This window comes from Microbacterium lacus, from assembly GCF_002812805.1.
Lineage (GTDB): Bacteria > Actinomycetota > Actinomycetes > Actinomycetales > Microbacteriaceae > Microbacterium > Microbacterium lacus_A.
In genome coordinates this window covers 436,593-461,493 of sequence record NZ_NMUM01000030.1, presented here as the reverse complement: position 1 = coordinate 461,493, position 24,901 = coordinate 436,593, and the positions used below count along the sequence as shown (strand labels likewise).

The 24,901-nt window shown below is 68.9% G+C and carries 22 protein-coding genes; 12 read left to right on the top strand and 10 right to left on the bottom strand.

Going from position 1 to position 24,901, the window contains the following annotated elements:
- Positions 1-37 precede the first annotated feature (37 nt).
- From CGU34_RS12075 to CGU34_RS12065, 3 genes are all read right to left on the bottom strand, one after another.
- Complete coding sequence (locus CGU34_RS12075) at positions 38-1,189, bottom strand: AI-2E family transporter (RefSeq protein WP_100814212.1); 1,152 nt, start codon at positions 1,187-1,189, stop codon at positions 38-40.
- A 97-nt stretch (positions 1,190-1,286) separates the two neighbouring features.
- The gene (locus CGU34_RS12070) at positions 1,287-2,561 is read right to left on the bottom strand and encodes an acyl-CoA dehydrogenase family protein (RefSeq protein ID WP_051513839.1); all 1,275 of its coding nucleotides are present in this window, start codon (positions 2,559-2,561) and stop codon (positions 1,287-1,289) included.
- Between the two features lie 219 nt (positions 2,562-2,780).
- The gene (locus CGU34_RS12065; protein ID WP_036300418.1) at positions 2,781-3,452 is read right to left on the bottom strand and encodes a TetR/AcrR family transcriptional regulator; all 672 of its coding nucleotides are present in this window, start codon (positions 3,450-3,452) and stop codon (positions 2,781-2,783) included.
- A gap of 100 nt (positions 3,453-3,552) precedes the next feature.
- Between CGU34_RS12065 and CGU34_RS12060 the strand changes: the two genes are divergently transcribed.
- From CGU34_RS12060 to sucD, 3 genes are all read left to right on the top strand, one after another.
- Positions 3,553-5,133, top strand: coding sequence for an FAD-dependent oxidoreductase (locus tag CGU34_RS12060; RefSeq protein WP_100814211.1), 1,581 nt, complete (start codon positions 3,553-3,555; stop codon positions 5,131-5,133).
- A gap of 81 nt (positions 5,134-5,214) precedes the next feature.
- The gene (gene sucC, locus CGU34_RS12055; RefSeq protein ID WP_100814210.1) at positions 5,215-6,378 is read left to right on the top strand and encodes an ADP-forming succinate--CoA ligase subunit beta; all 1,164 of its coding nucleotides are present in this window, start codon (positions 5,215-5,217) and stop codon (positions 6,376-6,378) included.
- A gap of 24 nt (positions 6,379-6,402) precedes the next feature.
- Positions 6,403-7,305, top strand: coding sequence for a succinate--CoA ligase subunit alpha (sucD, locus tag CGU34_RS12050; protein ID WP_036300423.1), 903 nt, complete (start codon positions 6,403-6,405; stop codon positions 7,303-7,305).
- A 146-nt stretch (positions 7,306-7,451) separates the two neighbouring features.
- On the opposite strand, the gene CGU34_RS12045 is transcribed toward sucD, so the two are convergent.
- From CGU34_RS12045 to CGU34_RS12020, 6 genes are read right to left on the bottom strand one after another with little or no spacing between them, the layout of a single operon-like run.
- Positions 7,452-7,781, bottom strand: a complete 330-nt coding sequence (locus tag CGU34_RS12045; protein WP_036300426.1) for a hypothetical protein — start codon at positions 7,779-7,781, stop codon at positions 7,452-7,454.
- A complete protein-coding gene (locus CGU34_RS12040; RefSeq protein WP_100814209.1) occupies positions 7,778-8,386 on the bottom strand; it encodes a hypothetical protein in 609 nt (202 codons plus the stop codon). Before CGU34_RS12040 ends, CGU34_RS12045 begins: the two co-directional genes overlap by 4 nt.
- A complete protein-coding gene (locus CGU34_RS12035) occupies positions 8,370-9,029 on the bottom strand; it encodes a hypothetical protein (protein ID WP_100814208.1) in 660 nt (219 codons plus the stop codon). Before CGU34_RS12035 ends, CGU34_RS12040 begins: the two co-directional genes overlap by 17 nt.
- The gene (locus tag CGU34_RS12030) at positions 9,026-9,574 is read right to left on the bottom strand and encodes a hypothetical protein (protein WP_100814207.1); all 549 of its coding nucleotides are present in this window, start codon (positions 9,572-9,574) and stop codon (positions 9,026-9,028) included. Before CGU34_RS12030 ends, CGU34_RS12035 begins: the two co-directional genes overlap by 4 nt.
- Positions 9,571-10,443 (bottom strand): hypothetical protein, encoded by an 873-nt coding sequence (locus CGU34_RS12025; RefSeq protein ID WP_100814206.1) that lies wholly within the window; start codon positions 10,441-10,443, stop codon positions 9,571-9,573. The genes CGU34_RS12030 and CGU34_RS12025 overlap by 4 nt, the downstream gene beginning before the upstream one ends.
- Positions 10,444-10,469: 26 nt before the next feature.
- Positions 10,470-10,889, bottom strand: a complete 420-nt coding sequence (locus CGU34_RS12020) for a hypothetical protein (protein WP_100814205.1) — start codon at positions 10,887-10,889, stop codon at positions 10,470-10,472.
- A gap of 149 nt (positions 10,890-11,038) precedes the next feature.
- Between CGU34_RS12020 and CGU34_RS12015 the strand changes: the two genes are divergently transcribed.
- The 8 genes from CGU34_RS12015 (at position 11,039) to CGU34_RS11980 (ending at position 22,009) form a co-directional block, all read left to right on the top strand.
- The gene (locus CGU34_RS12015) at positions 11,039-12,376 is read left to right on the top strand and encodes a cell division protein PerM (RefSeq protein ID WP_198517766.1); all 1,338 of its coding nucleotides are present in this window, start codon (positions 11,039-11,041) and stop codon (positions 12,374-12,376) included.
- Between the two features lie 41 nt (positions 12,377-12,417).
- Positions 12,418-13,011 (top strand): phosphoribosylglycinamide formyltransferase, encoded by a 594-nt coding sequence (purN, locus tag CGU34_RS12010; protein WP_100814204.1) that lies wholly within the window; start codon positions 12,418-12,420, stop codon positions 13,009-13,011.
- A gap of 58 nt (positions 13,012-13,069) precedes the next feature.
- Positions 13,070-14,677, top strand: coding sequence for a bifunctional phosphoribosylaminoimidazolecarboxamide formyltransferase/IMP cyclohydrolase (gene purH, locus CGU34_RS12005; RefSeq protein WP_036300451.1), 1,608 nt, complete (start codon positions 13,070-13,072; stop codon positions 14,675-14,677).
- A 402-nt stretch (positions 14,678-15,079) separates the two neighbouring features.
- Positions 15,080-16,687 (top strand): DNA-3-methyladenine glycosylase 2 family protein, encoded by a 1,608-nt coding sequence (locus CGU34_RS12000; protein WP_232711659.1) that lies wholly within the window; start codon positions 15,080-15,082, stop codon positions 16,685-16,687.
- On the top strand, positions 16,684-17,214 hold the full coding sequence (locus tag CGU34_RS11995) for a methylated-DNA--[protein]-cysteine S-methyltransferase (protein ID WP_036300454.1): 531 nt from the start codon (positions 16,684-16,686) through the stop codon (positions 17,212-17,214). Before CGU34_RS12000 ends, CGU34_RS11995 begins: the two co-directional genes overlap by 4 nt.
- Positions 17,215-17,398: 184 nt before the next feature.
- Positions 17,399-19,351, top strand: coding sequence for an ABC transporter ATP-binding protein (locus CGU34_RS11990; protein WP_081766407.1), 1,953 nt, complete (start codon positions 17,399-17,401; stop codon positions 19,349-19,351).
- Positions 19,348-21,168, top strand: a complete 1,821-nt coding sequence (locus CGU34_RS11985) for an ABC transporter ATP-binding protein (RefSeq protein ID WP_100814203.1) — start codon at positions 19,348-19,350, stop codon at positions 21,166-21,168. The genes CGU34_RS11990 and CGU34_RS11985 overlap by 4 nt, the downstream gene beginning before the upstream one ends.
- Positions 21,169-21,208: 40 nt before the next feature.
- Positions 21,209-22,009, top strand: a complete 801-nt coding sequence (locus CGU34_RS11980) for an alpha/beta fold hydrolase (protein ID WP_100814202.1) — start codon at positions 21,209-21,211, stop codon at positions 22,007-22,009.
- 6 nt (positions 22,010-22,015) lie between these two features.
- On the opposite strand, the gene CGU34_RS11975 is transcribed toward CGU34_RS11980, so the two are convergent.
- Positions 22,016-22,468, bottom strand: coding sequence for a GNAT family N-acetyltransferase (locus CGU34_RS11975; protein ID WP_100814201.1), 453 nt, complete (start codon positions 22,466-22,468; stop codon positions 22,016-22,018).
- 198 nt (positions 22,469-22,666) lie between these two features.
- Between CGU34_RS11975 and CGU34_RS11970 the strand changes: the two genes are divergently transcribed.
- The gene (locus CGU34_RS11970; RefSeq protein ID WP_100814251.1) at positions 22,667-24,886 is read left to right on the top strand and encodes an NADP-dependent isocitrate dehydrogenase; all 2,220 of its coding nucleotides are present in this window, start codon (positions 22,667-22,669) and stop codon (positions 24,884-24,886) included.
- Positions 24,887-24,901 lie beyond the last annotated feature (15 nt).

The following is a 24,901-nucleotide window of genomic DNA, read 5'->3' as shown; positions in this document are numbered from 1 at the left end:
CTACGTCCGCGCGGGTCGAGCGCTCGACCCGCCGAGGCTAGACCGTTTCGGCTCGCTTTTGACGTGCCCACCGGGCGGGCTTGTCGGGGCCGTCCCACACCTGGATCGCACCCCAGACGACGGCGGTGATCGGCACCGCGAGGACCGCCCCGAGGATGCCGCCGACCACGGTTCCGATCGTCAGTGCGATCAGCACGACGAAGGCATGGAGCTTGAGTGAACGTCCCATCAGCACGGGCTGCAGGAAGTTACCCTCGAGCTGGTTGACGGCGACGACGATCGCGACGACGATCAGGGCGTTGACGGGCCCGTTCGAGACGAGCGCCACCAGGGCGGCGAGGATCCCGGCCAGTGTGGCACCGACGATCGGGATGAATGCGAGCAGGAACACCAGGACGGCGAGGGGGAGCGCGAGGGGCACCTGCAGGATCCACAGACCGATGCCGATACCGACAGCATCGACGAATGCGACGGCCGCGGTGCCGCGGACGTACGAGCCCAGGGTGCTGACCGCCTTGTCGCCGACGCGGCGTGCTCGCGCGTAGTGCGCGCCACGGAAGGGACGCAGCAGGAACTCCCAGAGCTGCGGGCCGTCCTTCAGGAAGAAGAAGAGCACGACGACGAGCAGGACGAAGCCCGTGATGAAGCTCGCGACGGCGCTCACACCGGCGAGAGCACCCGATCCGAACTGCGCGCTCGTGACGAAGTCGGTCGCGGTCGCGATCCATTCGTCGATCTGGGCCTGATCGAATTCGAACGGCAGGGTGCCCACCCACGCGAGAACATCCTGGAGGCCGTCCTGCGCCTGGCTGTAGAGCGTGTCCCACTGGTCGCGGACTGCCCAGACGATGAGCCAGCCGATGCCGCCGAGAACGACGACGATCGTCAGCAGGGTGATCAGAGTCGCGATGATCGAGGGCACCCCACGCTTTCGCATGGCGCGCATGATCGGGTTGAAGGCCGAAGCCAGGATCAGCGCGAGCACGACGGGAATCGTCACGAGCGTCAGTTGCTGGATCCCCCAGATAATGCCGATCACGACCAGCAGCACGACGATGATCTGAACGGCGCGGATGGCGAGACGTCCGAAGCCGTCAGACCACAGGCTCACGGGTGTCGCTATGTCATCGAGGGGGCTCGGTGTTTCCGGCCGTTGCGGCGCGGACGAGCTGTTGCCGAAGAGTCCCATGGCACGACGGTACCCCGGGTGTCGGGGAATTGCCCGCCCTTGCGTCCGAGGGGGACGGTAAAGGTTCCGGAGCTTCCGGTCGTCCCGTGGTCGCCGCTCAGACGAAGGCGCTCATGCCCGTGATGTCGCGGCCGATCAGCAAGGCCTGGATCGACTCCGTGCCCTCGTAGGTGTGGATCGCCTCGATATCGGCCAGGTGCTGCATAACGACGTTCTCGAGCAGGATCCCGTTGCCCCCGAGCAGATCTCGCGCGGTCGAGGCGATACGCCGCGCGGCCCGCGTGTTGTGGAACTTCGCGAGCGACGCCTGCGTCGGACGGAGGGCGCCGGATGCCTCCAGATCGGCGAGATAGCGGCAGTAGAGCTGCATGGCGGTCAGTTCGTCGAGCATCTGCGTCAGGCGTTCCTGCACCATCTGAAACTTCGCGAGCGGCTTGCCGAACTGCATGCGCTGAAGGGAATACGACAGGGCGGCCTCGTAGCAAGCGGTTGCGTGCCCGAGCGCCGACCACGCGACACCCGAGCGGGTGGCGTAGAGCACGGTCGAAGCATCCTTGAAGCTCTTCGCACCCGGCAGCACCGCGTCAATTGGCAGGCGCACGTCGTCGAGCGTGATGTGCGCCTGATGGATGCCGCGCAGCGACACCTTCCCGAGTATGGGGGTGCCGCTGTACCCGGCGCGGTCCTGCTCGACGAGGAAGCAGCGGACGGCGCCGTGCTCCGCAGCATCCGGGTCGTCCACGCGTGCCCAGACGAACGTGATGCCGCCCGAGGCGCCGTTGCCGATCCACTTCTTGGCGCCGCGAAGCACCCACTCGTCGGAGTCCGCGTCGCGGCGGGCCGTCGTCTCGAGCGACACCGAGTCGGACCCGTGGTCGGGCTCGGTCAGCGCGAAGGCGCCGAGCACCTCAGAGGTTGCGAGGGGGCGCAGCCAGCGCTCCTGCTGTTCGGGACTGCCGAACAGCGCGAGCGTGCGGAGTGCGAGGCCACCCTGAACGGCGAGCATCGTGCCGAGCGATCCGTCGCCGCGCGAGACCTCCATGTTGACCAGGCCGGCGGCGAGGGGCGAGAGGTGCGTGATGTCCGGGTGGTCGATGCCGTCGCCGAGCAGATCGAGCTCGCCGATGCGCCGCGCGACCTCGAGGGGGTACTCGGCGCGGTCCCAGGCCTCGCGCATCGTCGGCGCGACCTCGTCGACGAGCGTCTTCGCCCGATCCCAGACGGCGCGGTCCTCGGCGGGGATATCGGCGAACACCGCGTAGTAGTCGGTGTCGAGGCGCTGCGAGACGTCGTAGTGCGGGACGCGCTCGCCGGGGAAGGTGTCGTCGCCGGAGGTGTCGCCCGATGCCGTGGTGGGTGCGGTGCTGCTCATGCGCTCAAAGGTACTCTCGCGACATCCGGTTCCACCACTTTTGGGACGCAGTTCCACATCTCGGCCTGTTCCATCCGCCTGAGGGAGCCCGTTTTGCCGCGCGAGGGTGCCTCTTATGAGCCTCGAGGTTGCCCTTTTCGCAGTCGTGCCTCGGAACGGGCACCTTCGGGGATAGGAGCGGGCACCCTCGCGCCCAGCAACGGGCACTCTCGCGCGGGATCAGTCGAGGGACGAGCGGATGCGGCGCGCCACCTCGGCCGCCGGCGTCGCGCGCGGGAACACGGCGATCACGACGTCGTCCGCTGCCGCCGGCGCCGGGTCGGGGTGGACCCCGTAGCGGCGGAGGGCGCCATCGAGCGCGGCCTGCAACTCCGACAGCGGCACGCGCTTGGTTCCGCGCAGCAGGCGCCGCAGCACGTGATTGTGGAGAGCCGTCACGAGAGCCGCGAACCCGACCGCGTCGAGCGGGTCGATGCCGGGCAGAGCCGACCGCAGGTATTCGTCGAACAGGCGCTCGTAGCGGAAGACGGTCACGATCTCGCGATCGCGAAGCGCCGGAACCTGCCGCACGATCTCATAGCGGCGACGCGCGACCTTCGGGTCGCTCGCGAAGTGCCGGAAGACGCGCTCGGTCGCCTCGCAGACCGCGACCCACGGATTTTCATGACCGCGTTCGAGCCAGGTGCGGAGGTCTGCGAGCAGGATCTCGTGATCTGCGAAAACCACATCCTCTTTTCCCCCGAACTGCCGGAAGAAGGTGCTGCGTGACACGCCCGCGGCCCGCGCGATCTGCTCGACCGACGTCGCTTCGAACCCCTGCTGGGCGAAGAGTTCCAGGGCCGCGGCGACGACGACGGTGCGCGCGGCGGACGGTGACGGTGTCTCGCTCATGTCGACAGCAGCCTAGACCCGCGGGCCCCGCGCGCTCCGCGAACCCCGCCTCCCTGTCAACCCCGTTGCTTCATCGGGGACCGCGGGGTGTGCTGGTTTCATGCCCCCGCTCTGGAAGCTCGACCGCACCACGCCGTCCCTGTCCGTCCCGTTCGCTCCCGCGCGGCACGAGGTCGTGATCGTCGGGGCCGGCATCACGGGGCTGTCGACCGGACTCATGCTCGCGGCCCTCGGGCCGGACGTCGCGATCGTCGAGGCGGGCGAGATCGCCGAACTTGCGACCGGGTCGAACACGGGCAAGGTCTCGCTGCTGCAGGGCAGCACGCTCTCGACGCTGCGCAGGCATCACCCCGCGTCGCTGGTGCGCGCGTATGTCGACGCGAACCGGGCGGGAGCCGAGTGGCTGACCGAGTTCGCGGAGAGCGCGGGAGTGCCCATGACCACCCGCACCGCGTTCTCGTACACGCCGTCGCGGTCCGGTGTGGAAGCCGTCGAGGCAGAAATCGAAGCCGGACGCGAGGCGGGTCTCGACATGCGACGTGCCGACGAGGCGGAGCTCGCAACACCGTTCCCCGCGATGGCGGCAGCCGCGCTCGACGGTCAACTCGCGATCGACCCGGTCGCTCTCGCGGACGCTCTCGCTCGGGCCTTTGTCGCCGCGGGCGGCACCCTGCACACGGGCACGCGCGTGCGCTCCGTGCACGCCGTTCCCGAACCCCTCGTGCGGGCGGATGCGGGAGCCCTCCGTGCGGATCGCATCGTGCTCGCGACCGGCACGGCGATCATGGACCGCGGTCTGACGTTCGCCAAAACTCGCGGCTTGCGATCGCACTGCGTCGCGTTCGACTATGACGGCGATATCCCCGACGGCATGTTCCTCTCCATCGACGGACCCGCTCGCTCGGTGCGCTCGGTCACCGCGGATGACGGGCCCGCGGGCGCAGCCCGTCTGATCGTCGGAGGAAACGGTCATCCGGTCGGTCGCTCGCACTCGGATGCGGCAGAGATCGACGAGCTTGTCGCCTGGGCACAGAAGAACTTCCCCGGAGCGCGCGAAGTCGCACGCTGGTCGGCGCAGGACTACGAGTCGCACAACCTCGTGCCGTTCGTCGGTGTCATGCCCCGTACCCTCGGGCGCGTGCGTTTCGCAACGGGATACGCCAAGTGGGGCCTGACGAACGGACCGGCCGCCGCCATCCGGCTCACGTCCGAGATCATGCGCGTGCCGTTCCGCGAACGGCCGTCCTGGATGATCGCGCTCGGCACGCGCCTGACCGTTCCGGCCGACCTGGCCCGAGGTGCGCGAGAGAACGCCCTCGTCGGCGCCGAAGCCGCGAAGGGCTGGCTGCGGGCGGAGAGTGCGGGCGTGCCCGTGCCGCGCCCCGGTGAGGGGGAGGGTGTCATCGCCCAGCGCGCCGGGCATCCGGTGGCCGTGTCGAGTGTCGACGGACAGACGCGCGCGGTGAGCGCCGTCTGCCCGCACCTGGGCGGAGTCGTGTCGTGGAATGATGCCGACCGGACCTGGGATTGTCCGCTCCACGCCTCGCGTTTTGCGCCCGATGGAACACGAATCGAGGGCCCCGCGGTCGACGACCTCACGCCCCTCGATGGGCCGTCGGACGCGCCGGCGAACGAGGCCCCGCGTGGGTGCCCGGCGTCTGCCGTTCACACCACCCCGTAGTAGGCTCGGGGACTGGTCGATCTCTCGACATCAAGACTCTTTTCGAAGAAATTCCCCGGCGCGACAGCGAAGGACTGCAACGTGGATCTTTACGAGTACCAGGCAAGAGACCTATTCGAGAAGTACGAGGTGCCGGTTCTCGCGGGCATCATCGCCGACACCGCCGAGGAGGCGAAGGCGGCCGCCGAGAAGATCGGTGGTGTCGTCGTCGTGAAGGCCCAGGTGAAAGTCGGAGGCCGCGGCAAGGCCGGCGGCGTGAAGGTAGCCAAGACCCCCGAAGAGGCATATGAGGCTGCTCAGCAGATCCTCGGCCTCGACATCAAGGGCCACGTCGTCAAGCGCGTCATGGTCGCGGCGGGCGCCCGCATCGCCACCGAGTACTACTTCTCGGTGCTGCTTGACCGCGCCAACCGTTCCTACCTCAGCCTCGCGAGCGTCGAGGGCGGCATGGAGATCGAGCAGCTCGCCGTCGAGAAGCCCGAGGCTCTGGCCCGCATCGAGGTCAACCCGCTGACCGGCATCGACCCCGCCAAGGCGCTCGAGATCGCGGAGGCAGCCGGCTTCGATGCCGAGCTCGCCCCGAAGGTCGCCGACGTTTTCGTCAAGCTCTACGACGTCTACAAGGGCGAGGACGCGACGCTCGTCGAGGTCAACCCGCTCGTGCTGACGGAAGAGGGCGACATCATCGCTCTCGACGGCAAGGTCTCGATCGACGAGAACGCCGCGTTCCGCCACCCCGACCACGAGGCTCTCGAAGACAAGGACGCCGCCGATCCGCTCGAGGCGAAGGCCAAGGAGAACGACCTCAACTACGTCAAGCTCGACGGTCAGGTCGGCATCATCGGCAATGGCGCGGGCCTCGTCATGTCGACGCTCGACGTCGTCGCCTACGCGGGTGAAGCCCACGGTGGCGTGACCCCCGCGAACTTCCTCGACATCGGTGGTGGAGCATCCGCCGCCGTCATGGCCGCCGGCCTCGACGTCATCCTCGGCGACCCGCAGGTAAAGAGCGTCTTCGTCAACGTGTTCGGTGGCATCACCGCCTGCGACGCGGTCGCCAACGGAATCGTCGGCGCCCTCGACACGCTTGGCGCGACGGCCTCCAAGCCGCTCGTCGTCCGCCTCGACGGAAACCGCGTCGAAGAGGGCCGCGCGATCCTGCGCGAATACGCCCACCCGCTCGTCACGCTCGCCGAGACCATGGACGAGGGCGCCGACAAGGCCGCCGAGCTCGCCAACGTCTGACCCGGATAAAAGGACTGTAGAGAAATGTCGATCTTCCTCAACAAGGACTCCAAGGTCATCGTCCAGGGCATCACCGGCGGCGAAGGCACCAAGCACACGGCACTCATGCTGAAGGCCGGCACCCAGGTCGTCGGCGGCGTCAACGCCCGCAAGGCCGGCACGACGGTTTCGCACACGGATGCCTCGGGCAACGCCGTCGAGCTGCCCGTCTTCGCTTCGGTCAGCGAGGCCATGGCCGCGACCGGCGCGGACGTCTCGATCGCCTTCGTCCCCGCCGCGTTCACGAAAGACGCGATGCTCGAGGCCATCGATGCCGAGATCCCGCTGCTCGTCGTGATCACCGAGGGCGTGCCCGTCGGCGACAGCGCCGAGGCCTGGGCCTACGCCCAGAGCAAGGGCAACGCGACCCGCATCATCGGCCCGAACTGCCCCGGAATCATCACGCCCGGCGAGGCGCTCGTCGGCATCACGCCCGCCAACATCACCGGCAAGGGCCCGATCGGCCTCGTGTCGAAGTCGGGCACCCTGACGTACCAGATGATGTTCGAGCTGCGCGACCTGGGCTTCTCGACCGCCATCGGCATCGGCGGCGACCCCATCATCGGAACGACGCACATCGACGCGCTTGCCGCGTTCGAGGCCGACCCCGAGACGAAGGCCATCGTCATGATCGGCGAGATCGGCGGCGACGCCGAAGAGCGCGCGGCCGACTACATCAAGGCCCACGTCACCAAGCCGGTCGTCGGCTACGTCGCGGGCTTCACGGCCCCCGAGGGCAAGACGATGGGCCACGCCGGCGCGATCGTCTCGGGCTCGGCGGGAACCGCGCAGGCCAAGAAGGAGGCGCTTGAGGCCGCCGGGGTCAAGGTCGGCAAGACGCCGAGCGAGACCGCCGCGCTCATGCGCGAGGTCATCGAGGCGCTCTAGCACTCACACGCAAGAAGGGCGGATGCCGCGGCTCAGGCTGCAGCATCCGCCCTTCTTCGTTGTTTTCCCAGGCCTGGGCGCACAACATTCCGGAGGATGTGCCTGACGGGCCGCCGGAACGGCGTGAATCGACCTGGTCGACGGGATTACACCGGAATGTTGCCCGGGTGCGTCGGGGGAGCCTGCTCGGGCGGCCGCGTCAGCACGTCGACGAGCGACGAGTCCGCGGCGTCGAAGGCCTCGGCGACGGCCGAGGCCTGCTCCTTGAGGGCGTTGATCTCTTCGATCAAGGTGCGGCGACGGTCGTCCCATTTGCCCGCGAAATCCTCCGCGGCGCGGGCGAGCTCGGGCACGGGAATCATCCCCGCGAGCGCGGACGCATCGGCATCCGCGCGCTCGAGGTTCGTGACGATGGTGCCCATGCTGCGTGCGGCGCTCGCGACATCTTCGGTGTCGAGCTTGAGTGTGCCGGTCATCGGGTGTTCCCTTCTTCTCGGGCTGACTGTGAATCATCGGACACCAGCGAGATGCTGCGCGCCAGGTCGTCGAACGCGGGCTGGCGCTCGTCGAAGCGCACCAGGTCGCTGTCTCCGGCGATCAGGATCACGTCGCGGTCGGGGAGCCGCCACACCCAGTGCGCGACGCCGACGACCGCCGGCGCTGAGGACGCCTCGGGCGCCGCTTCGGTGGTGAAGCGCACCGCCTTCGTTCCGGGGCCAAGGCCCGCGCCCTCGATCGGCGACACGACGGGGGGACGAACGGATGCGCCGTCCGTGACCCCCAAGAGATCGTCGAGGCTGGATTCGGCGAGCGTCGCCCACTCGTAGAGGCTGACCATGCCGATACTCTCGTGCGGCCGCCCCAGGTAGGCGAAGCGTTCCTCGCCCTCTCCGGCGCCGCGCACCATGCCCTCGAGCGTCGCGGAGAGCCAGTCGCGCGTGGCCGCGTCGTAACCGTAGGCATCCGCGAGCGCCGCGACCACGGCATCGCGCCAGTTCTCGAGCGTCGGATACCCCATCCAGGGCCATTCGGTCGGGATGTAGAGCCAGAGGTCTCGGTCGAAATCAACGCGCAGAGGCATTGTCCTGCCTTTCGCCGGGGTTCTCAGCAGGGGGCGGCGTCGTCCACGTCACCGCGTCCAGGATCGTCTCGATCAGCAGCAGCAGAGCGTCGGCGACCGGCGCGTAGTCGTCAATCGGCTGACCCGCGATGGTGGCGGTCGCCAGCACGTACGCGTCCCCCTCGGGAGCCACCCAGGTGCGCTCGATCGTGTGCAGTCGCACCATCGAGGTGTCGTCGGCATCCGCGGGAACCTCGTGGTCAACGACGCGATGGCGAGCGGGTCCCGCATCCGTCTCGACCAGATCGCCCGAATCGGGCAGGGGCAGTGCGTCGCTCGCGCCCAGCACGCCGGCCGGGGGAGCGGCGCGGCTGAACACGATGCCGGTCGAGACCGGCACCTGCCACGGCACTCCGAGGGGCAGCACGACACTCGTTCCGCCGCTGTGGTGCGCGTCGTCGAGCATGGTCGTCAGCCACGACTCCATGCGGTGGATGAAGGGGCCGATGCTGTCGCGCGGGCCCCGTTCCCAGCCCGAGGCGAAGGTCTCGCGGGCGGTCGCCGCGTTGTCCGCTGTGACGGGCAGCAGGACCCATCCCGGCGGGAGGATGACCTGGGGGCGAGCCGGCTCGGTCGCTGTCGGATCGGTGACTGTCGCCGTCATCGTCGAGTGCCCTTCCCGCGAAGGGGCTTCTTCGGATCGATGCGCCACGATTCGGGCAGCCGCGCGAGCGCACCCAGAAGAGCCCGGATGCCGAAGAGCACGATCGCGGCGAGGTGCAGCAGCGACGCCCACGCCAGGTCGATGTGCTGACCGCCGTAGGCGACCGACACCGCGAGGGTCGTGCCGAAGCCGACCATCGCGACGGTCGACATCTCCAGACGGGCACCCCACAGGAAGCGCTGGAGGGGAAGGGGGAACGTTGCGACGGAGAGGCCGAACATCATGACGGCCGGCACCCACAGCAGCCAGAACGGCGGCTGGAACAGGGGATAGCCGGGGCCCGCGCCCAGGATGCCGCCGTCGTCCGAATCGGGGACGTTGCCCTGGATGAGCCCGATCACGGCGATGAAAACGATCGGGAGGATGCCGAGGGCCACGACGAGGATCGCGGTCCACCATTCGACGCGCGCGGCGATGTGCGCGGCCCTGTCTGACCGCGTGCGCGTAGCGGAAGTCGCGCGGGTGCGCGAGACCGGCGACGTCACGAGCCCACCCGCCAAGTCGCGGACTCGCGGATGTCCTGGTATCCCTCGCTGATGTTCGAGAGCACGTCGCCGACGGGGGAGTCGGCGAGGGCGTCGGGCGCGAGTTCGAGCAGTTGAGGAATCCGCTCGTTGAGCGTGGCATCCACCTGCGTCGCACCGGTGCGAACGGCGTTTGCGATCGTGATCTTCGCCATCTCCTGACGCCCGATGCCGAGCAGGAGCTGATCGAGCGGGCCGCTCGCTCCGGCCCTCGTCAGCTCGGCCACCCGCAGGAAGTGCGCGTTCGAGATGCCCTTGGCCTTCCAGATCTCCTTCGCCCACCCGAGCGAGGGCAGCTGCAAGCCGCCCAGCTGCGCACCCTTGGTGCCCTTCAGGACGCCGTTGAAGCTTCCGGTGACGACGCGGAGCGGCGACGAGACTCCCTGGGCCCCGAGACGCGCGACACGGGTGCCCTTGAGCGCCGTCATGACGCCCGAGATCGTGCGCGTCGCCGCGGCGGCAACGCCGAGGGTCGCGACCGCGAGCAGGTCGAGCGCGAAGTCCACCCACGAGATCTCGCCCGTCGCGGCCAGGATCAGGCTCAGCCCCGCCGTCAGGATCGCGGCGGCCAGTGCGAACGGTGCCAAGACAGGAATGAACAGGCTCAGGATGGCGAGCCCGGTCGTCACCCATTGCATCACCTGGTGAATGGCCTTCAGAATCTCGGCGTTCTCGTGCACCCATCCGCTGAAGTCGTCCCAGAGCGAATCGTTCAGGCCGTCGCCCCCGATCGCATCCTGGAGTCGTCCCGCGGCGTGGGTCCCGGCATCCCGCACGCCCTGCACCACCCGATCGAAGCGTGCTTGCAGATCCGCGAGGTCGCCCTGCACGTTGTTGCGGCGGCTGTGCAGCCCGGTCAGGTGACGGGTGACCTCGGCGAGCTCGGTCGGGTCGTCGTTGTCCGCTCGTCGGTGTAGATCGCGATCTGCCGGTCGTAGTACGCAAGATTCGGGGCCGTCTGGGCGCTTTGGTCAACGAGCGAACGGGCCTCGGCCTGTGCGGTCTCGAGGGCGTCTCCGAAATCCCCGAGGGCACTCCCGGCGACCCGGTAGCGCGATTCCAACGTCGACAGCTGCTCCGACACCGAACCCGCGTTCTCGGCGAGCACATCGAGCGCTTCGCTGGTGTGGTTGCGCGTCTGGGCGATGCTGGTGCGGAGCGCATCGACGGCATCCAGAATGGCATCCGCTGTGCGCGTGAACCGGTCGGCCTTGCTGCGGATGCCCGCGGCATCACCGGGAATGGGCGCGATATCGTGCGGCAGTACGAGCGACACAGACCCTCCTCTTGAGTCCTGTCGATGCTAACCGGGACGCTCCGGGTGGCCCAATGGGGAGGAATACCCATGTTGCCCCGGGAGTGTTGTCCGGCCGGCGGTGGGTCGAGCGGGACGATATCGAGGCCGCGGGTAGGGTCGAGGGCGCCATGCATCGCCTCATCGTCGCCCTGCTCAGTGCGCTCGACGCCCTCATCCAGGTCGCGGGAGGACTCGCGGTGATCGCCGCACCCCTCACCGCCCTGTGGGTCTTCGGGCTGGGGGCTACGGCTGACTGGGCGGCACTCTGGCCCTCGACGGCCGCGGTCTGGCACGCGGGCAACCTCGTGCCGCTGCAGGTGACGCTGCCGGACACGCTGATCGCCGCGGGCATATCGGCGGATGCCGCATCATTCGCGTTCTCGCTCGCCCCCCTCGGCTTCGCCGCCTTCACCGTCATCTTCGGCGTTCGCTCGGGTGCCCGCGCGGCACGTTCCGGCGCGTGGTTCACCGGATTCGTCTCCGCGCTTCTCGTCTCCGGAGCGCTCTCGACGGTGATCGCCCTCACCTCCACGACCGATGTCGTCTCGACGGTTCTCTGGCAGGCCATCGTCATCCCCGCGGCCCTGTATGCGGTTTCCGTGCTGATCGGGGGCATCGTCTCGGCGTGGCGGAACGGGGACGACGGGGTCATCGACGCATGTCGTGACGGGCTCGAGCGCCGCGGCGCAGGCGACGCGGTCATCAGCGCGACGGCGCTGGGCGTGGCCGTGACCGTGGCCGCGATTATCGGGGCCGGAGCCGTGGTGCTCGCGGGTGCCGTGGCGATATCTGGGGGCGAGATCGTCGCGCTCTATCAAGCCGGCAACGTCGACATCCTCGGCGCGATCGTCGTCACCCTCGGGCAGCTCGCCTACGTCCCGACCCTCATCGTGTGGACGATCTCGTGGATCGCCGGCCCCGGTTTCGCGATCGGCACGGGCAGCACCGTCTCGCCCGTCGGCACCGATCTGGCCGTGGTCCCATCGATCCCCGTGCTGGGCGCCGTGCCCGACGCATCCAACGCGTGGCTGCTGCTCGTCGCGCTGATCCCCGTCGCGGCGGGTGCACTCGGCGGATGGTTCGCCCGCTCCCACCTGCACGCCGTGACCGAGGGGCCGAGCGACGCGATGGCACCGCGCGTCGTGACAACCCTCGCCATGGCGGTCGTCGCAGCCCTGGCAGCGACCGGGATGGCGGTCGCGGCTTCGGGGGCGATCGGTCCCGGACGCCTCGCCGACGTCGGCCCGCAGGTGGGCCCCCTCGCCCTCGCGATCGGCGTCGAGGTGCTCGTGGGAGCAGCCATCCTGTTGCTGTCGCCTCTCTCGCACGCGCGTCCGGAGGACGATTCCCCGTCCGGGAAGCACGGGGATCAGCCGATCGCGCCGACGCGCGAGACGCGTGATCGTCCTTTCGTCATCGAGGACGACCAGGCAACCGCCCCCATCGCTCCTCTCACTCAGGGGTGATCGCCCCGGGTGTGTCGCCCCGGCCCCGGTAGACTTGACCGGTGCTCACGGTCGCGGTCCTCATCTCGGGCACGGGATCGAACCTTCGCGCGCTGCTCGAAGCCGCGCACGGCGCCGGGTTCCCCGCTCGAATCATCGTCGTCGGTGCCGATCGCGAGGCCGAGGGATTCGCCCATGCCGACGAGTTCGGCATCCCGACCTTCCTCGTGCCGTGGTCGAGCTTCGATTCGCGTGAGGCGTGGGGCGACGAGCTCCTGCGTCAGCTCGATGTGTGGAACCCCGACCTGATCGTGCTGAGCGGCCTGATGCGCCTGCTGCCGCCAGCCGTCGTCGCGGCGTACGCCCCGCGCATCGTCAACACGCATCCTGCCTACCTGCCCGAGTTTCCGGGCGCGCACGGCGTCCGTGACGCGCTCGCCGCGGGTGTGGAGCAGACCGGCGCGAGTGTCATCGTCGTCGACGACGGGGTCGACACCGGACCGATCCTCGCCCAGGAGCGTGTCCCCGTGCACCCGAGCGACGACGAGGCTGCCCTGCACGAGCGCATCAAACCCGTCGAGCGCCGCCTGTTGATCGATGTCGTCCGCCGCATCGGAGCCGGTGAGCTGGATCTCGCCGCCGCATCCTCCGCCTGATTTCCCCCACCTGATTTTCGCCAACCACGGACCAACGTCCCCGCAAAGGAGCATCCCCATGGCCGGACCGAGCCACGACAAGTCCCTCTACCGCGACCGCGATGTCGTCCCCGTTCGTCGCGCCCTCGTATCCGTCAGCGACAAGTCCGACCTGCTGGTTCTTGCTGCAGCCCTAGCCGACGCCGGTGTCGAGATCGTTTCGACGGGTTCGACCGCGGCGACGATCCGCGACGCCGGTTTCGCGGTGACGGATGTTGCGGCGGTGACGGGCTTCCCCGAGTCGCTCGACGGGCGGGTCAAGACGCTCCACCCGGGCGTGCATGCGGGCCTTCTCGCCGACCTGCGTCTGGAAGACCACGAGCGCCAGCTCGCGGACCTCGACATCGCGCCGTTCGAGCTCGTCGTGGTCAACCTGTACCCGTTCGTGGAGACCGTGGCCTCGGGCGCCGAAGCCGACGACGTGGTCGAGCAGATCGACATCGGCGGCCCCGCGATGGTCCGCGCCTCGGCCAAGAACCACGCGAACGTCGCCATCGTGGTGTCGCCCTCGTCCTACCCGGCCGTGATCGACGCCGTCGCCTCGGGCGGCACGACGCTCGGCCAGCGCCGTGAGCTCGCGGCGCGTGCCTTCGCGCACACCGCGGCATACGACTCGGCCGTCGCGACCTGGTTCGCCGAGGGCACGCTCGCCGAAGGCGAAGAACTGCCGGGCCACCTGACGATCCGCGCCGAGCGCCTCGAGACCCTTCGCTACGGCGAGAACTCGCACCAGCGTGCCGCGATCTACACGCGCACGGGCGGCCACGGTATCGCGCAGGCGACGCAGCTGCAGGGCAAGGGCATGAGCTACAACAACTACGTCGACGCGGATGCCGCCCTCCGCGCCGCGTTCGACATGGTCAAGCCCGCCGTCGCGATCATCAAGCACGCCAACCCCTGCGGCATCGCGGTGGGAGCGCCGAACGCGCTCGACCCGATCGCCAGCGCCCACCTGCGGGCGAACGAGTGCGACCCCGTCTCGGCCTTCGGTGGCGTGATCGCCGCGAACCGCCCGGTCACGCTGAAGATGGCCGAGAACCTGCGCGACATCTTCACCGAGGTCATCGTCGCGCCGGGCTTCGAGCCGCAGGCGCTCGAGGTCTTCGCCGAGAAGAAGAACCTGCGGCTGCTGCAGCTTCCGGCCGACTGGAAGCAGGAGCGGATGGATGTCCGCCTCGTCTCCGGTGGACTGCTGTTGCAGGACGCGGACCGGTTCCCGGACGACATCGAGTCGGTCGCGAAGGACTGGGAGCTCGTCTCGGGCACGCAGCCCGAGGGCGAAGACATGACGAACCTCATCTTCGCGTGGAAGGCGTGCCGCGCGGTCAAGTCGAACGCGATCGTGCTCGCGAAGAACTCCGCCACCGTCGGAATCGGGATGGGTCAGGTCAACCGGGTCGATTCGTGCCGCCTCGCGGTCGATCGTGCGGGGGACCGCGCACGCGGTTCGGTTGCCGCATCCGATGCCTTCTTCCCGTTCGCGGATGGTCCGCAGGTGCTGCTCGATGCGGGTATCGCCGCGATCGTGCAGCCGGGTGGCTCGGTGCGTGACGACGAGGTCATCCAGGCCGCGCGTGACGCCGGCGTGACGATGTTCTTCACGGGCGAGCGCCACTTCTTCCACTGACGCGGCGCCTCTCGTTTCGTGCGCGGATCTGAACTCGCGAGTCCGCCGGTTCTTGCCGAGTCCGCCGGTTGTTCCGCGCGGATATGCGGCGGCCTCGGCGAGAACGGGCGGCCTCGGCATGCGCCGGCGCGCGGCGGCGTTAGCGTGACGCCTTCGCCACGGTCGACCCGGGGGTCGACGCGACGGCAGCGATTCCGGCTCATGCGACGCGAGGGCCTTCCCCTCGCGAGTTGAGAAGAGGCACCGAGTCCGCCGGTTGGTCCCGAGCGCGCCGGTTGTTCCGCGTGGATAAGCGGCGGGCTCGGCGCTAACCGGCAGGCTCGGCACGCCGGGGTTCGAAGCCCGCGCCGCGGTGTCCGATTTCCGCGAGCGAGGGCGTCCGGAGCGTGTCAGGCTGGGGGCATGAAGCAGTCCGCGAGCGCCCCGCCGAGGCATCCGTCGATGACCTTCGACGAGCGCTACCGCGCGATCTCGTCGCGCGACACCCGCTTCGACGGCCAGTTCGTCACGGCGGTCCGGACGACCGGGATCTACTGCCGGCCAAGCTGCCCCGCGCGGACTCCAAAGCCCGGGAACGTGTCATTCTTCGCCACATCGGCCGCCGCACACGAGGCGGGCTACCGCGCCTGCAAGCGCTGCCTGCCCGAGGCGGCGCCGGGTTCGCCCGAGTGGGATCTGCGGGGGGACGCCGCGGGCCGGGCCATGCGGCTGATCGCCGACGGCGTGATCGAACGGGAGGGCGTTCCGGGGCTCGCTGCGCGACTCGGCTACTCGCCCCGGCATCTGACGCGGATGCTCGCGGCCGAACTCGGCGCCGGGCCGCTTGCCCTCGCCCGAGCCCAGCGCGCCCATACCGCTCGCATGCTGCTTCTCGGCACCGACCTGACGGCGGCGGATGTCGCGTTCTCGGCGGGATTTGCGAGCGTTCGGCAGTTCAACGACACGGTGCGCGAGGTGTTCGGGATGACCCCGACCGAGCTGCGCGCGCGTGGCACGCGGGCCGGGGCGGCGCCCGAGGCGGGGGGCACCATCCGCCTCGCGCTGCCGTACCGGCTGCCGTTCGATGCCGCGGGCTTGTTCGCGTGGATGTCGGCGCGGGCGATCGCGGGGGTGGAGGTCGCATCATCCGATTCCTTCGCGCGCACCCTGCGGCTGCCGGGTGGGCCCGCGTGGTTCCGGGTGCGGGATGTACCCGCGCAGGGTCGACTCGTGCTCGAAGCCCGCGTTGCCCGCCCGGCGGACCTGGCGTCTCTCGTGGCACGGGTGCGGCGGCTCTTCGATCTCGACGCCGACCCGCTCGCGATCGATGCGGCGCTGTCGACCGACTCACTGATCGCCGCGCGCGTGCGCGCCGTGCCCGGGCTGCGGGTGCCCGGTGCCGCCGACCCACACGAGATGTTAATCCGCGCGATGGTCGGGCAGCAGATCACCGTCGGCGCGGCCCGAACGGCGCTCACGCGGCTCACGGAAGAGCTCGGCGAATCCGTCGACGCCGGGGAGGGAACGGATCGGCTGTTCCCGACGATGTCCGCGCTCGCCGAGCACGGCGCCGACGTGCTGCGCGGTCCACGTGCCCGGATCAACGCCATCACGGCCGTCGCCGCGGCCCTCGCGTCGGGCGAGCTCGATCTGGGGCCGGGGGATGACCCCGCGGCGCAGCGCGCGACACTCCTCGCTCTGCCCGGCGTCGGGCCCTGGACCGCCGACTATGTGCGGATGCGGGTGACCGGCGACCCCGATGTGTTCTTGCCGGGCGACGTGGCCGTGCGGACGGGCGCCGTTCGCGCCGGACTGCCCGGCGGCCCCCGCGAGCTGACCGCCCGTGTCGCACCGTTCGCGCCGTGGCGGTCGTATCTGACCGGGCATCTATGGCGCGCGGCCGCGGACCTGCGCCCGGCGGACATCTCAGAGGAGCCGCACCCGCAACACCCCGAATCCGGGCCCCTCGAGACATATTCCGCCCCAGCTCACCTTCCTGATGCTCGCCCGACGAAAGGCATCCCCGCATGACCCCCACCGAGACCGCCCTCACCGAGACGATCGACACGCCCGACGGTCCGCTCGTCATCGTCGCCGACACTGACCAGCGCGTGCTTGCGGCCGGTTGGACGACGGATGCCTCGGCCGTCATCGCCCGTATCCACCCGTCCCTGCGGCCCGACGCCGTGCGCGAGGCCCACCTCGACGCTGCCGAGGCGGCGCGCGCGTATTACGGCGGCGCCCTCGACGCGCTCGATGACGTACCGGTGCGGCAGCACGGCACCGAGCTGCAACTCAAGGGCTGGAGTGCGCTGCGTCGCATCACGCCGGGAGGGCCGCTGACCTACAGCGAGTTCGCTGCCACGTTCGGCTCGCCGACGGCGGTTCGGGCCGCGGCATCCGTCTGTGCGCGAAACGCCCCCGCCCTGTTCGTGCCGTGTCACCGCGTGCTGCGCAGCGACGGATCGCTCGGCGGTTTCGCCTGGGGTCTGCCCGTCAAGGCCGGCCTGCTCGCCCGCGAACGGGGAGACGCATTGCCCGTGACGCAGTCGTCCTGATCCTGTCGAAACCGGCCCGCTCGGGCCCGCACCCCGCGCGGGAAGCGGTCTGATGCTTGCCTCGCTCCGCGCGGGCGCATACTCTGGAAGGCTGCCCGCACCGCGCCTGGCGACCAGGATCCGTGCGCTGCAGCTCTTCCGCACCGTCGCGCCGACTAGGCGATTCTGCACGCCCAAAAGGACCATGACTTCGACAGCCTCGACACCCACGCCCCAACCGTCGACCTCTCGGCTGTCAACGCCGCGCGCCCTGGCCCGCCTCGTTCCCTTCGCCCGTCCGGTCGCCGGGCGCCTCGTGCTGGGTGGCGTCAGCGCCCTCATCGCGAGTCTGCTGGCCCTCACGATCCCGCTCGCCCTGGAGGTCATCGTGGCGGGCCCGATCGCGTCGAGAGACACCGGGCAGATCGTGTGGGGCGCCGTCGTCGTGCTCGGCCTCGGGCTTCTCGAGGCCCTCATGGTGTGGGCGCGGCGCTGGTTCGTGCTCGGACCCGCGACGAAGGTCGAATACGACCTGCGCACCCAGTTCTACGAGCGCCTGCAGCGCTTGCCCGTCGCGTTCCATGACCGCTGGCAGTCGGGGCAGCTGCTCAGCCGCATGATGCAGGACATCAGCCTGATCCGGCGTTGGCTCGCGTTCGGTCTCGTGCTGCTCGTCGTCAACGTCCTGACGATCCTGGTCGGCTCGGTCATCCTCTTCCGGTGGCACTGGGCGCTCGGCACGATCTTCGTGGTCTGCTCGATTCCGCTCTGGATTGCCGGTTTCCGCTTCGAGAAGCGTTACGGATCGCTCACCCGGCAGAGCCAGGATCAGGCGGGCGACCTGGCAACGGCGGTTGAAGAGAGCGTGCACGGCATCCGTGTGCTGAAGGCGTTCGGCCGGGGCGGCCACGCGCTGAAGAAGTTCGCGAGCCAGGCCGAGGGTCTGCGCGCGACCGAGTTGAACAAGGCTCGTGCGGTCGGGCTGATCTGGTTCTGGCTCGTGCTGCTGCCCGAGATCGCCTTCGCGCTCTGCCTGGCGGCTGGGATCGTGCTCGCGCAGCTCGGCCAGCTGAGCGTCGCCGAACTGTTCGCGTTCTTCGCGATGGCCACGGTGCTGCGGTGGCCGATGGAGTCGATCGGATTCCTGTTCTCGTTCCTGCTCGATGCGCGCACCGCGACGGATCGTGTGTTCGAGGTCTTCGACGAAGAGAACACCATCGTCGATCCCGCCAAGCCCCGCAGCGCGGCTCTCGCCGACGGTAGGGTCCGTGGCGAGCTCGCGTTCCGTGGCGCCCATTTCCGATATCAGGATGCGCCCGAAACCGATCGCGACATCCTCGATGGCATCGACCTCGTGCTGCGCCCGGGCGAGACGATGGCACTCGTCGGCCTGACCGGTTCCGGCAAGACGACGCTCACGACGCTGCCGACGCGGCTCTACGACGTGACCGCGGGGCGTGTCGAGCTGGATGGCGTAGATGTTCGCGAGCTCACGCTGCACGAGCTCCGGCGTCACATCGGGATGGCTTTCGAAGACGCGACGCTGTTTTCCGCGACCGTCCGCGAGAACGTGCTGCTCGGACGCGAAGATCTCGAGCCCGGCAGCGCCGAGGCCGAGCGTGTGTTGCGCGAAGCGCTCGACGTCGCGCAGGCGGCCTTCGTGGACGACCTGCCCGACGGCGTCGACACGATCATCGGCGAAGAGGGCCTGAGCCTGTCGGGTGGTCAGCGTCAGCGTCTAGCCCTCGCCCGGGCGGTCGCCGCCAACCCGGCCGTCCTCGTGCTCGATGACCCGCTCTCGGCCCTGGATGTCGACACGGAGGCGCTCGTCGAGGCCGCGCTACGGCGTGTGCTGGAGACGACGACGGCGCTGATCGTCGCACACCGGCCGTCGACCGTCGCGCTCGCCGACCGGGTCGCTCTGCTGGAGGACGGGCGGATCACGGCAGTAGGCACGCACTCCGAGCTTCTCCGCACGAGCGAGCACTACCGGCACGTGATCTCGAGCCTCGAATCGGAAACCAACCCGACCAACGAGACGGATGGTTCGCCCCCGATTCCGGATGCCTCGATCGCCGAGCCCGCACCCCTGTCATCCGCATCGATCGTCGAACGTGAGGGGCCCGGCGCCGCCGGCCTCGGAGGGGTCAACCCGTGAGCACCGTCACCGGAACCGAGGGCGAAGACCGCTCCGACTACACCCAGGCCGAGAGCCGGCAGATCCGTCGCCGATCGCTGCGCCTGCTGGGCTCGCTGCTCTCGCCCGTGCGCGCCAACCTGATTCTTGCGGCCTCGGTGCTCGTCGTCTCGACGGCGCTGCGGGTCCTCGGCCCTGCCCTGATCGCCTACGGGATCGACACGGCACTTCCGGCCGTCACGGAACGCATGGACTGGATGCCGACGATCGGCGTCGTCGCGGTGTTCATCCTGTCGGCAATCGGTGGGGCGGTGCTGATCGGCTGGTACGTCGTCGTCACGGCTCGCCTGACGCAGACGATCATGCTCGACCTGCGGATGCGGATCTTCCGCCATACGCAGTTGCTCAGCCTGGAGTTTCACGAGTCGTACACGTCGGGGCGCATCATCTCGCGCCAGACGAGCGACCTCGACTCCATCAGGGAGCTGCTGGACGGCGGTCTGAACGAGCTCGTCTCGGGCCTGTTGTACGGCGGGTTCACGCTCATCGCGCTGCTCCTGCTCGACTGGCAGTCCGGCATCATCCTCGTCGTGATGGGTGTGCCGCTCTGGCTGCTGATGCGCTGGTTCTACCGCCGCTCGCAGTTGGTCTACCGCGAGTCGCGGGTCGTCAGCGCCCAGGTGATCGTGAAGTTCGTCGAGACGATGACGGGCATCCGTGCCGTCAAGGCATTCCGGCGCGAGAAGCGCGACGACGAGGATTTCGGTGAACTCGCGAGCCAGTACCGCGACGTCAACATGCGCTCGATCCGCCTGTTCGGAACGTTCGAGCCCGGCCTGATGGCGGTCGCCGCGACCACTGTCGCGCTCGTGCTGCTGTGGGGCGGGGTCCGCGTCGCCGGTATCGCCGGGGGAGGGATCGAGGTCGGCGTGTTGCTGGCCGCCGTGCTGTACGTTCGCAACTTCTTCTCGCCGCTGCAGGAGGTGGCGTTCTTCCTGAACTCGTACCAGTCGGCGACGGCGGCGCTCGAGAAGGTGTCGGGCGTGCTCGAGGAGCAGCCGACGGTGCCCGACCCCACCAAGCCGATCGACCTCTGGAAGGCCCGCGGTCATGTCCGGTTCGACGGGGTCGAGTTCGGCTACGGCGGCGACCGCACGATCCTGCCCGACTTCACGCTCGACATCCCGGCTGGTCAAACCGTTGCGCTCGTCGGCACGACGGGCGCGGGCAAGTCGACGCTGGCCAAGCTCGTATCGCGTTTCTACGACCCCACGCGGGGTCACGTGACCCTCGACGACGTCGACCTGCGCGATGTGCACCCGAAGGACCTGCGTCGCGCGATCGTCATGGTGACGCAAGAGGCCTACCTCTTCAGCGGCTCGGTGGCCGACAACATCGCGTTCGGCAAGCCCGAGGCGACGTTCGAAGAAGTTCAGGCTGCAGCGCGGGCGGTGGGGGCGGATGAGTTCATCCGTGCCCTCCCGGACGGCTACGACACCGATGTGAACAAGCGCGGCGGGCGCGTCTCGGCGGGTCAGCGTCAGCTGATCTCGTTCGCGCGCGCATTCCTCGCCGACCCTGCCGTGCTGATCCTCGACGAGGCGACCGCTTCGCTCGACATGCCGAGTGAGCGGTTGATTCAGGATGCCTTGCAGCACCTGCTCGCCGATCGCACCGCGATCATCATCGCCCACCGGCTGTCGACGGTCGCGATCGCCGACCGCGTTCTGGTGATGGAGCACGGGCGCATCGTGGAGGACGACACCCCGGAGGCGTTGATCGCGGGAACGGGACGGTTCGCGAAGCTGCACGAAGCCTGGCGCGAGACCCTCGTCTAGCGGTCGTGGCGGCCGCCGACGACGTGGGATGCTGTGTGCCATGACCGCTCCCTCGTCGTCGGTGCTCACCGAGATGCCCGATCCGCAGTTCGTGATGTCGGTGGAGGGCTACCGCATCGCGACCTACACGTGGGGGGACGTGGACGCGGAGCCCGTGCTCTGCGTCCACGGTTTCTCATCGAGCTGCCGGGACAACTGGGTCGACACGGGCTGGGTGCGCGACCTCACCCGGGCGGGCTTCCGCGTCATCGGTGTCGATCAGCGCGGCCACGGGGCGAGCGACAAACCCCACGAGCCCCGCGCTTACACGATGGACGACTTTCTCGCCGACCTCGAGATCGTCCTCGACACCTATCTGGTCGACGAGGTGCGCTACGTCGGATACTCGCTCGGCGCGCGGGTGGGCTGGCAGTTCGCGGTCGATGCCTCGCACCGCGTGTCGCGCGCTGTACTGGGGGGAATTCCGGATGGCACACCGCTCGGGCGGTTGAAGCTCGATCAGGCGCGGGCGTTCGTCGAGGACGGCGTGGAGATCACCGACAAGGTCACCCGCAACTACGTCACGCTCTCGGAGCGGGTGGCGGGCAACGATCTGCGCTCGCTCATCGCGCTCGCCGAGGGCATGCGCCTGGGTGATGCGGACCCCGACCCCACGCATCCGCCGCGCCAGCCGATCCTGTTCGCCACGGGAAGCGACGACGCGATCCTCGAGCGCTCGCGCGTTCTGGCCGAGGCGACCCCGAACGGTCGGTTCGTCGAGATTCCCGGTCGGCACCACTTCAACACGCCGGGTTCGCGCGACTTCCGCAACGCGGCGCTGGAGTTCTTGACCGCCGACTGACCTGGCTCAGATGCGGATCTGGGCGATGACCTCGCCGTACTCGGTCTCGCCCACGGGGGTGAAGCCGACCCGGCGGAAGAACGCCTCGGGACCTTCTTCGCCCGCTTCGTAGATGACGTTGACATGGTCGAGTCCGCGCGAGCGCGCCTCTTCGACGAGTGACTGCACGGCGAAGCGTCCGACACCGCGACCCTGATCGTCGGCGTCGACGTTGATGCGCCACAGCACCGAACGGAAGTAGTCGATCGAGGCATCGTCATCGAAGTTCGCGCTGACGAACCCGACGACCTCGTCGCCATCGGCGACGACGCGCTGCCAGGAGGTACTCGGGTCGGCGACGGTGGCCGCGACGCCGTACGAGACCGGGGCGAGGAATTGTTCCTGCCCGGGCTTCAAAGACAAGTTGTTGACCGCCACGATCGTGGATGCGGACAGTTCAACCAATCGCAGCTCAGCCATAGCGACAGGGTAACGGCTGTTGCCATGGAGACCCACATGAGGATGTTGCTGAATGTGTCTGCGCGGTGAACATCCAGCGTTGGACAGGGTGCCGAGGCGCCGTTGTTCCGTGCGTCCGACCCGCACAACTATCTCGACGTCGAGATACATTTCGGGTGCGTGGGATAGGGTGGACGAGACGTGAATGGAGACTTCCTGGTGACCGAATCGACCATCATCTACACCCACACCGATGAGGCCCCGGCCCTCGCGACGGCTTCTTTTCTGCCGATCGTTCGTGCTGTCGCTCGACAGGCGGGTGTCGACGTCGAGACGCGCGACATCTCGCTGGCGGCTCGCGTGCTCGCGGCGTTCCCACAGAAGCTGACGCCCGAACAGCAGGTCGGCGACGCGCTCGCCGAGCTCGGTGGGCTCGCGACGCTCCCCGAGGCGAACATCATCAAGCTGCCCAACATCTCGGCATCGATCCCGCAGCTCAAGGCGGCTATCGCCGAGTTGCAGGCGCAGGGCTACGACATCCCCGACTATCCCGACGAGCCCACGAGCCTCGATGAGAAGGATGTGCGTGCGCGCTACGACCGCATCAAGGGTTCGGCCGTCAACCCCGTGCTGCGCGAGGGCAACAGCGACCGCCGCGCGCCGCTCTCGGTGAAGAACTACGCCCGCAAGCACCCGCACACCAACAAGCCGTTCCCGGCCGGCTCGAAGACGCGCGTCGCGACCATGGGCCACGACGACTTCAAGAGCAACGAGAAGTCCTGGGTCGCCGCTCACGACGACGTGCTGACCATCCGCCACACCGCCACGGATGGCACCGAGACGGTGTTGAAGAGCGACCTCAAGGTTCTGCCGCGCGAGATCATTGACGCGACCTTCCTCTCGGCGAAGGCGCTCGACGCGTTCCTTGTCGAAGCGCAGGATGCCGCCAAGGCCGACGACGTGCTCTACTCGGTGCACCTCAAGGCGACCATGATGAAGGTCAGCGACCCGATCATCTTCGGTCACGTCGTCCGCTCGTACTTCGCCGACGTCTTCGCCCGCTACGGCGACAAGATCGCCGCGGCAGGGCTTGACCCGAACAACGGGCTGGGCGCGATCCTCGCCGGTCTCGGCAGTGTCAAAGGGGGCGACGAGATCATCGCCGCGTTCCACGAGGCTCTCGCGGCCGGGGCTCGCGTGTCGTACGTCAACTCCGACAAGGGCATCACGAACCTGCACGTCCCGTCGGACGTCATCGTCGATGCATCCATGCCCGCCCTCGTCCGTAACGGCGGCAAGCTGTGGGGCGCTGACGGCGGCGAAGACGACACCCTCGCCGTGATCCCCGACTCGTCGTACGCGGGCGTCTACCAGTCCGTGATCGACGACGTGATCGCCAACGGCCCACTCGACCCGGCCAAGATCGGCACCGTGCCGAACGTCGGTCTGATGGCCCAGGCCGCCGAAGAGTACGGCAGCCACGACAAGACGTTCGAGATCGCTGCCGACGGCATCGTTCAGGTGCTCGACAGCTCGGGCGAGGTGCTGATCGAGCACACCGTCGAGGCCGGCGACATCTGGCGGGCCACACAGACCAAGCACATCGCCGTCATCGACTGGGTGCGCCTCGCCGTTTCGCGGGCGCGTGCCACGGGTTCGCCCGCCGTGTTCTGGCTCGACGTCAACCGCTCGCACGACGCACAGCTGATCGCGAAGGTGCACCAGGCTCTCGCGACGCTCGACGTGCACGGTCTGCAGCTGTCGATCCTGTCGCCCGAAGAGGCGACCCGTTACACGCTCTCGCGCATGCGCCACGGCCTCGACACCATCTCGGTGACGGGCAACGTGCTGCGCGACTACCTCACCGACCTGTTCCCGATCCTCGAGGTCGGCACGAGCGCCAAGATGCTCTCGATCGTTCCGCTGCTTGCGGGCGGCGGCCTGTTCGAGACGGGAGCCGGCGGATCGGCCCCCAAGCACGTGCAGCAGCTCACGGGCGAGAACTTCCTGCGGTGGGACTCGCTGGGTGAGTTCTTCGCGCTCGCCGCCTCGTTCGAGCACCTCGCCGACCGCACGGGTAACGCCAGCGCAAAGGTCCTCGCCGACACGTTGGACGCGGCAACGGGGACGTTCCTCGAGAACGACCGGTCGCCGGGTCGCGCCGTCGGCATGATCGACAACCGCGGGAGCCACTTCTATCTCGCGCTGTACTGGGCGCAGGAGCTGGCGAAGCAGACCAGCGACCCCGAACTCGCCGCGCGGTTCGCGCCGATCGCCGAGGAGCTCGCGGCGAATGAGCAGACGATCGTCGACGAGCTCGCCGCCGCGCAGGGTACGGCCGTCGACATCGGCGGTTACTACCACCCCGACGCGCAGCGGGTCGACGACATCATGCGTCCCTCGAAGACGCTGAACGGCATCATCGACGCACTCGCCTGAGACCGCCTTGCGGGG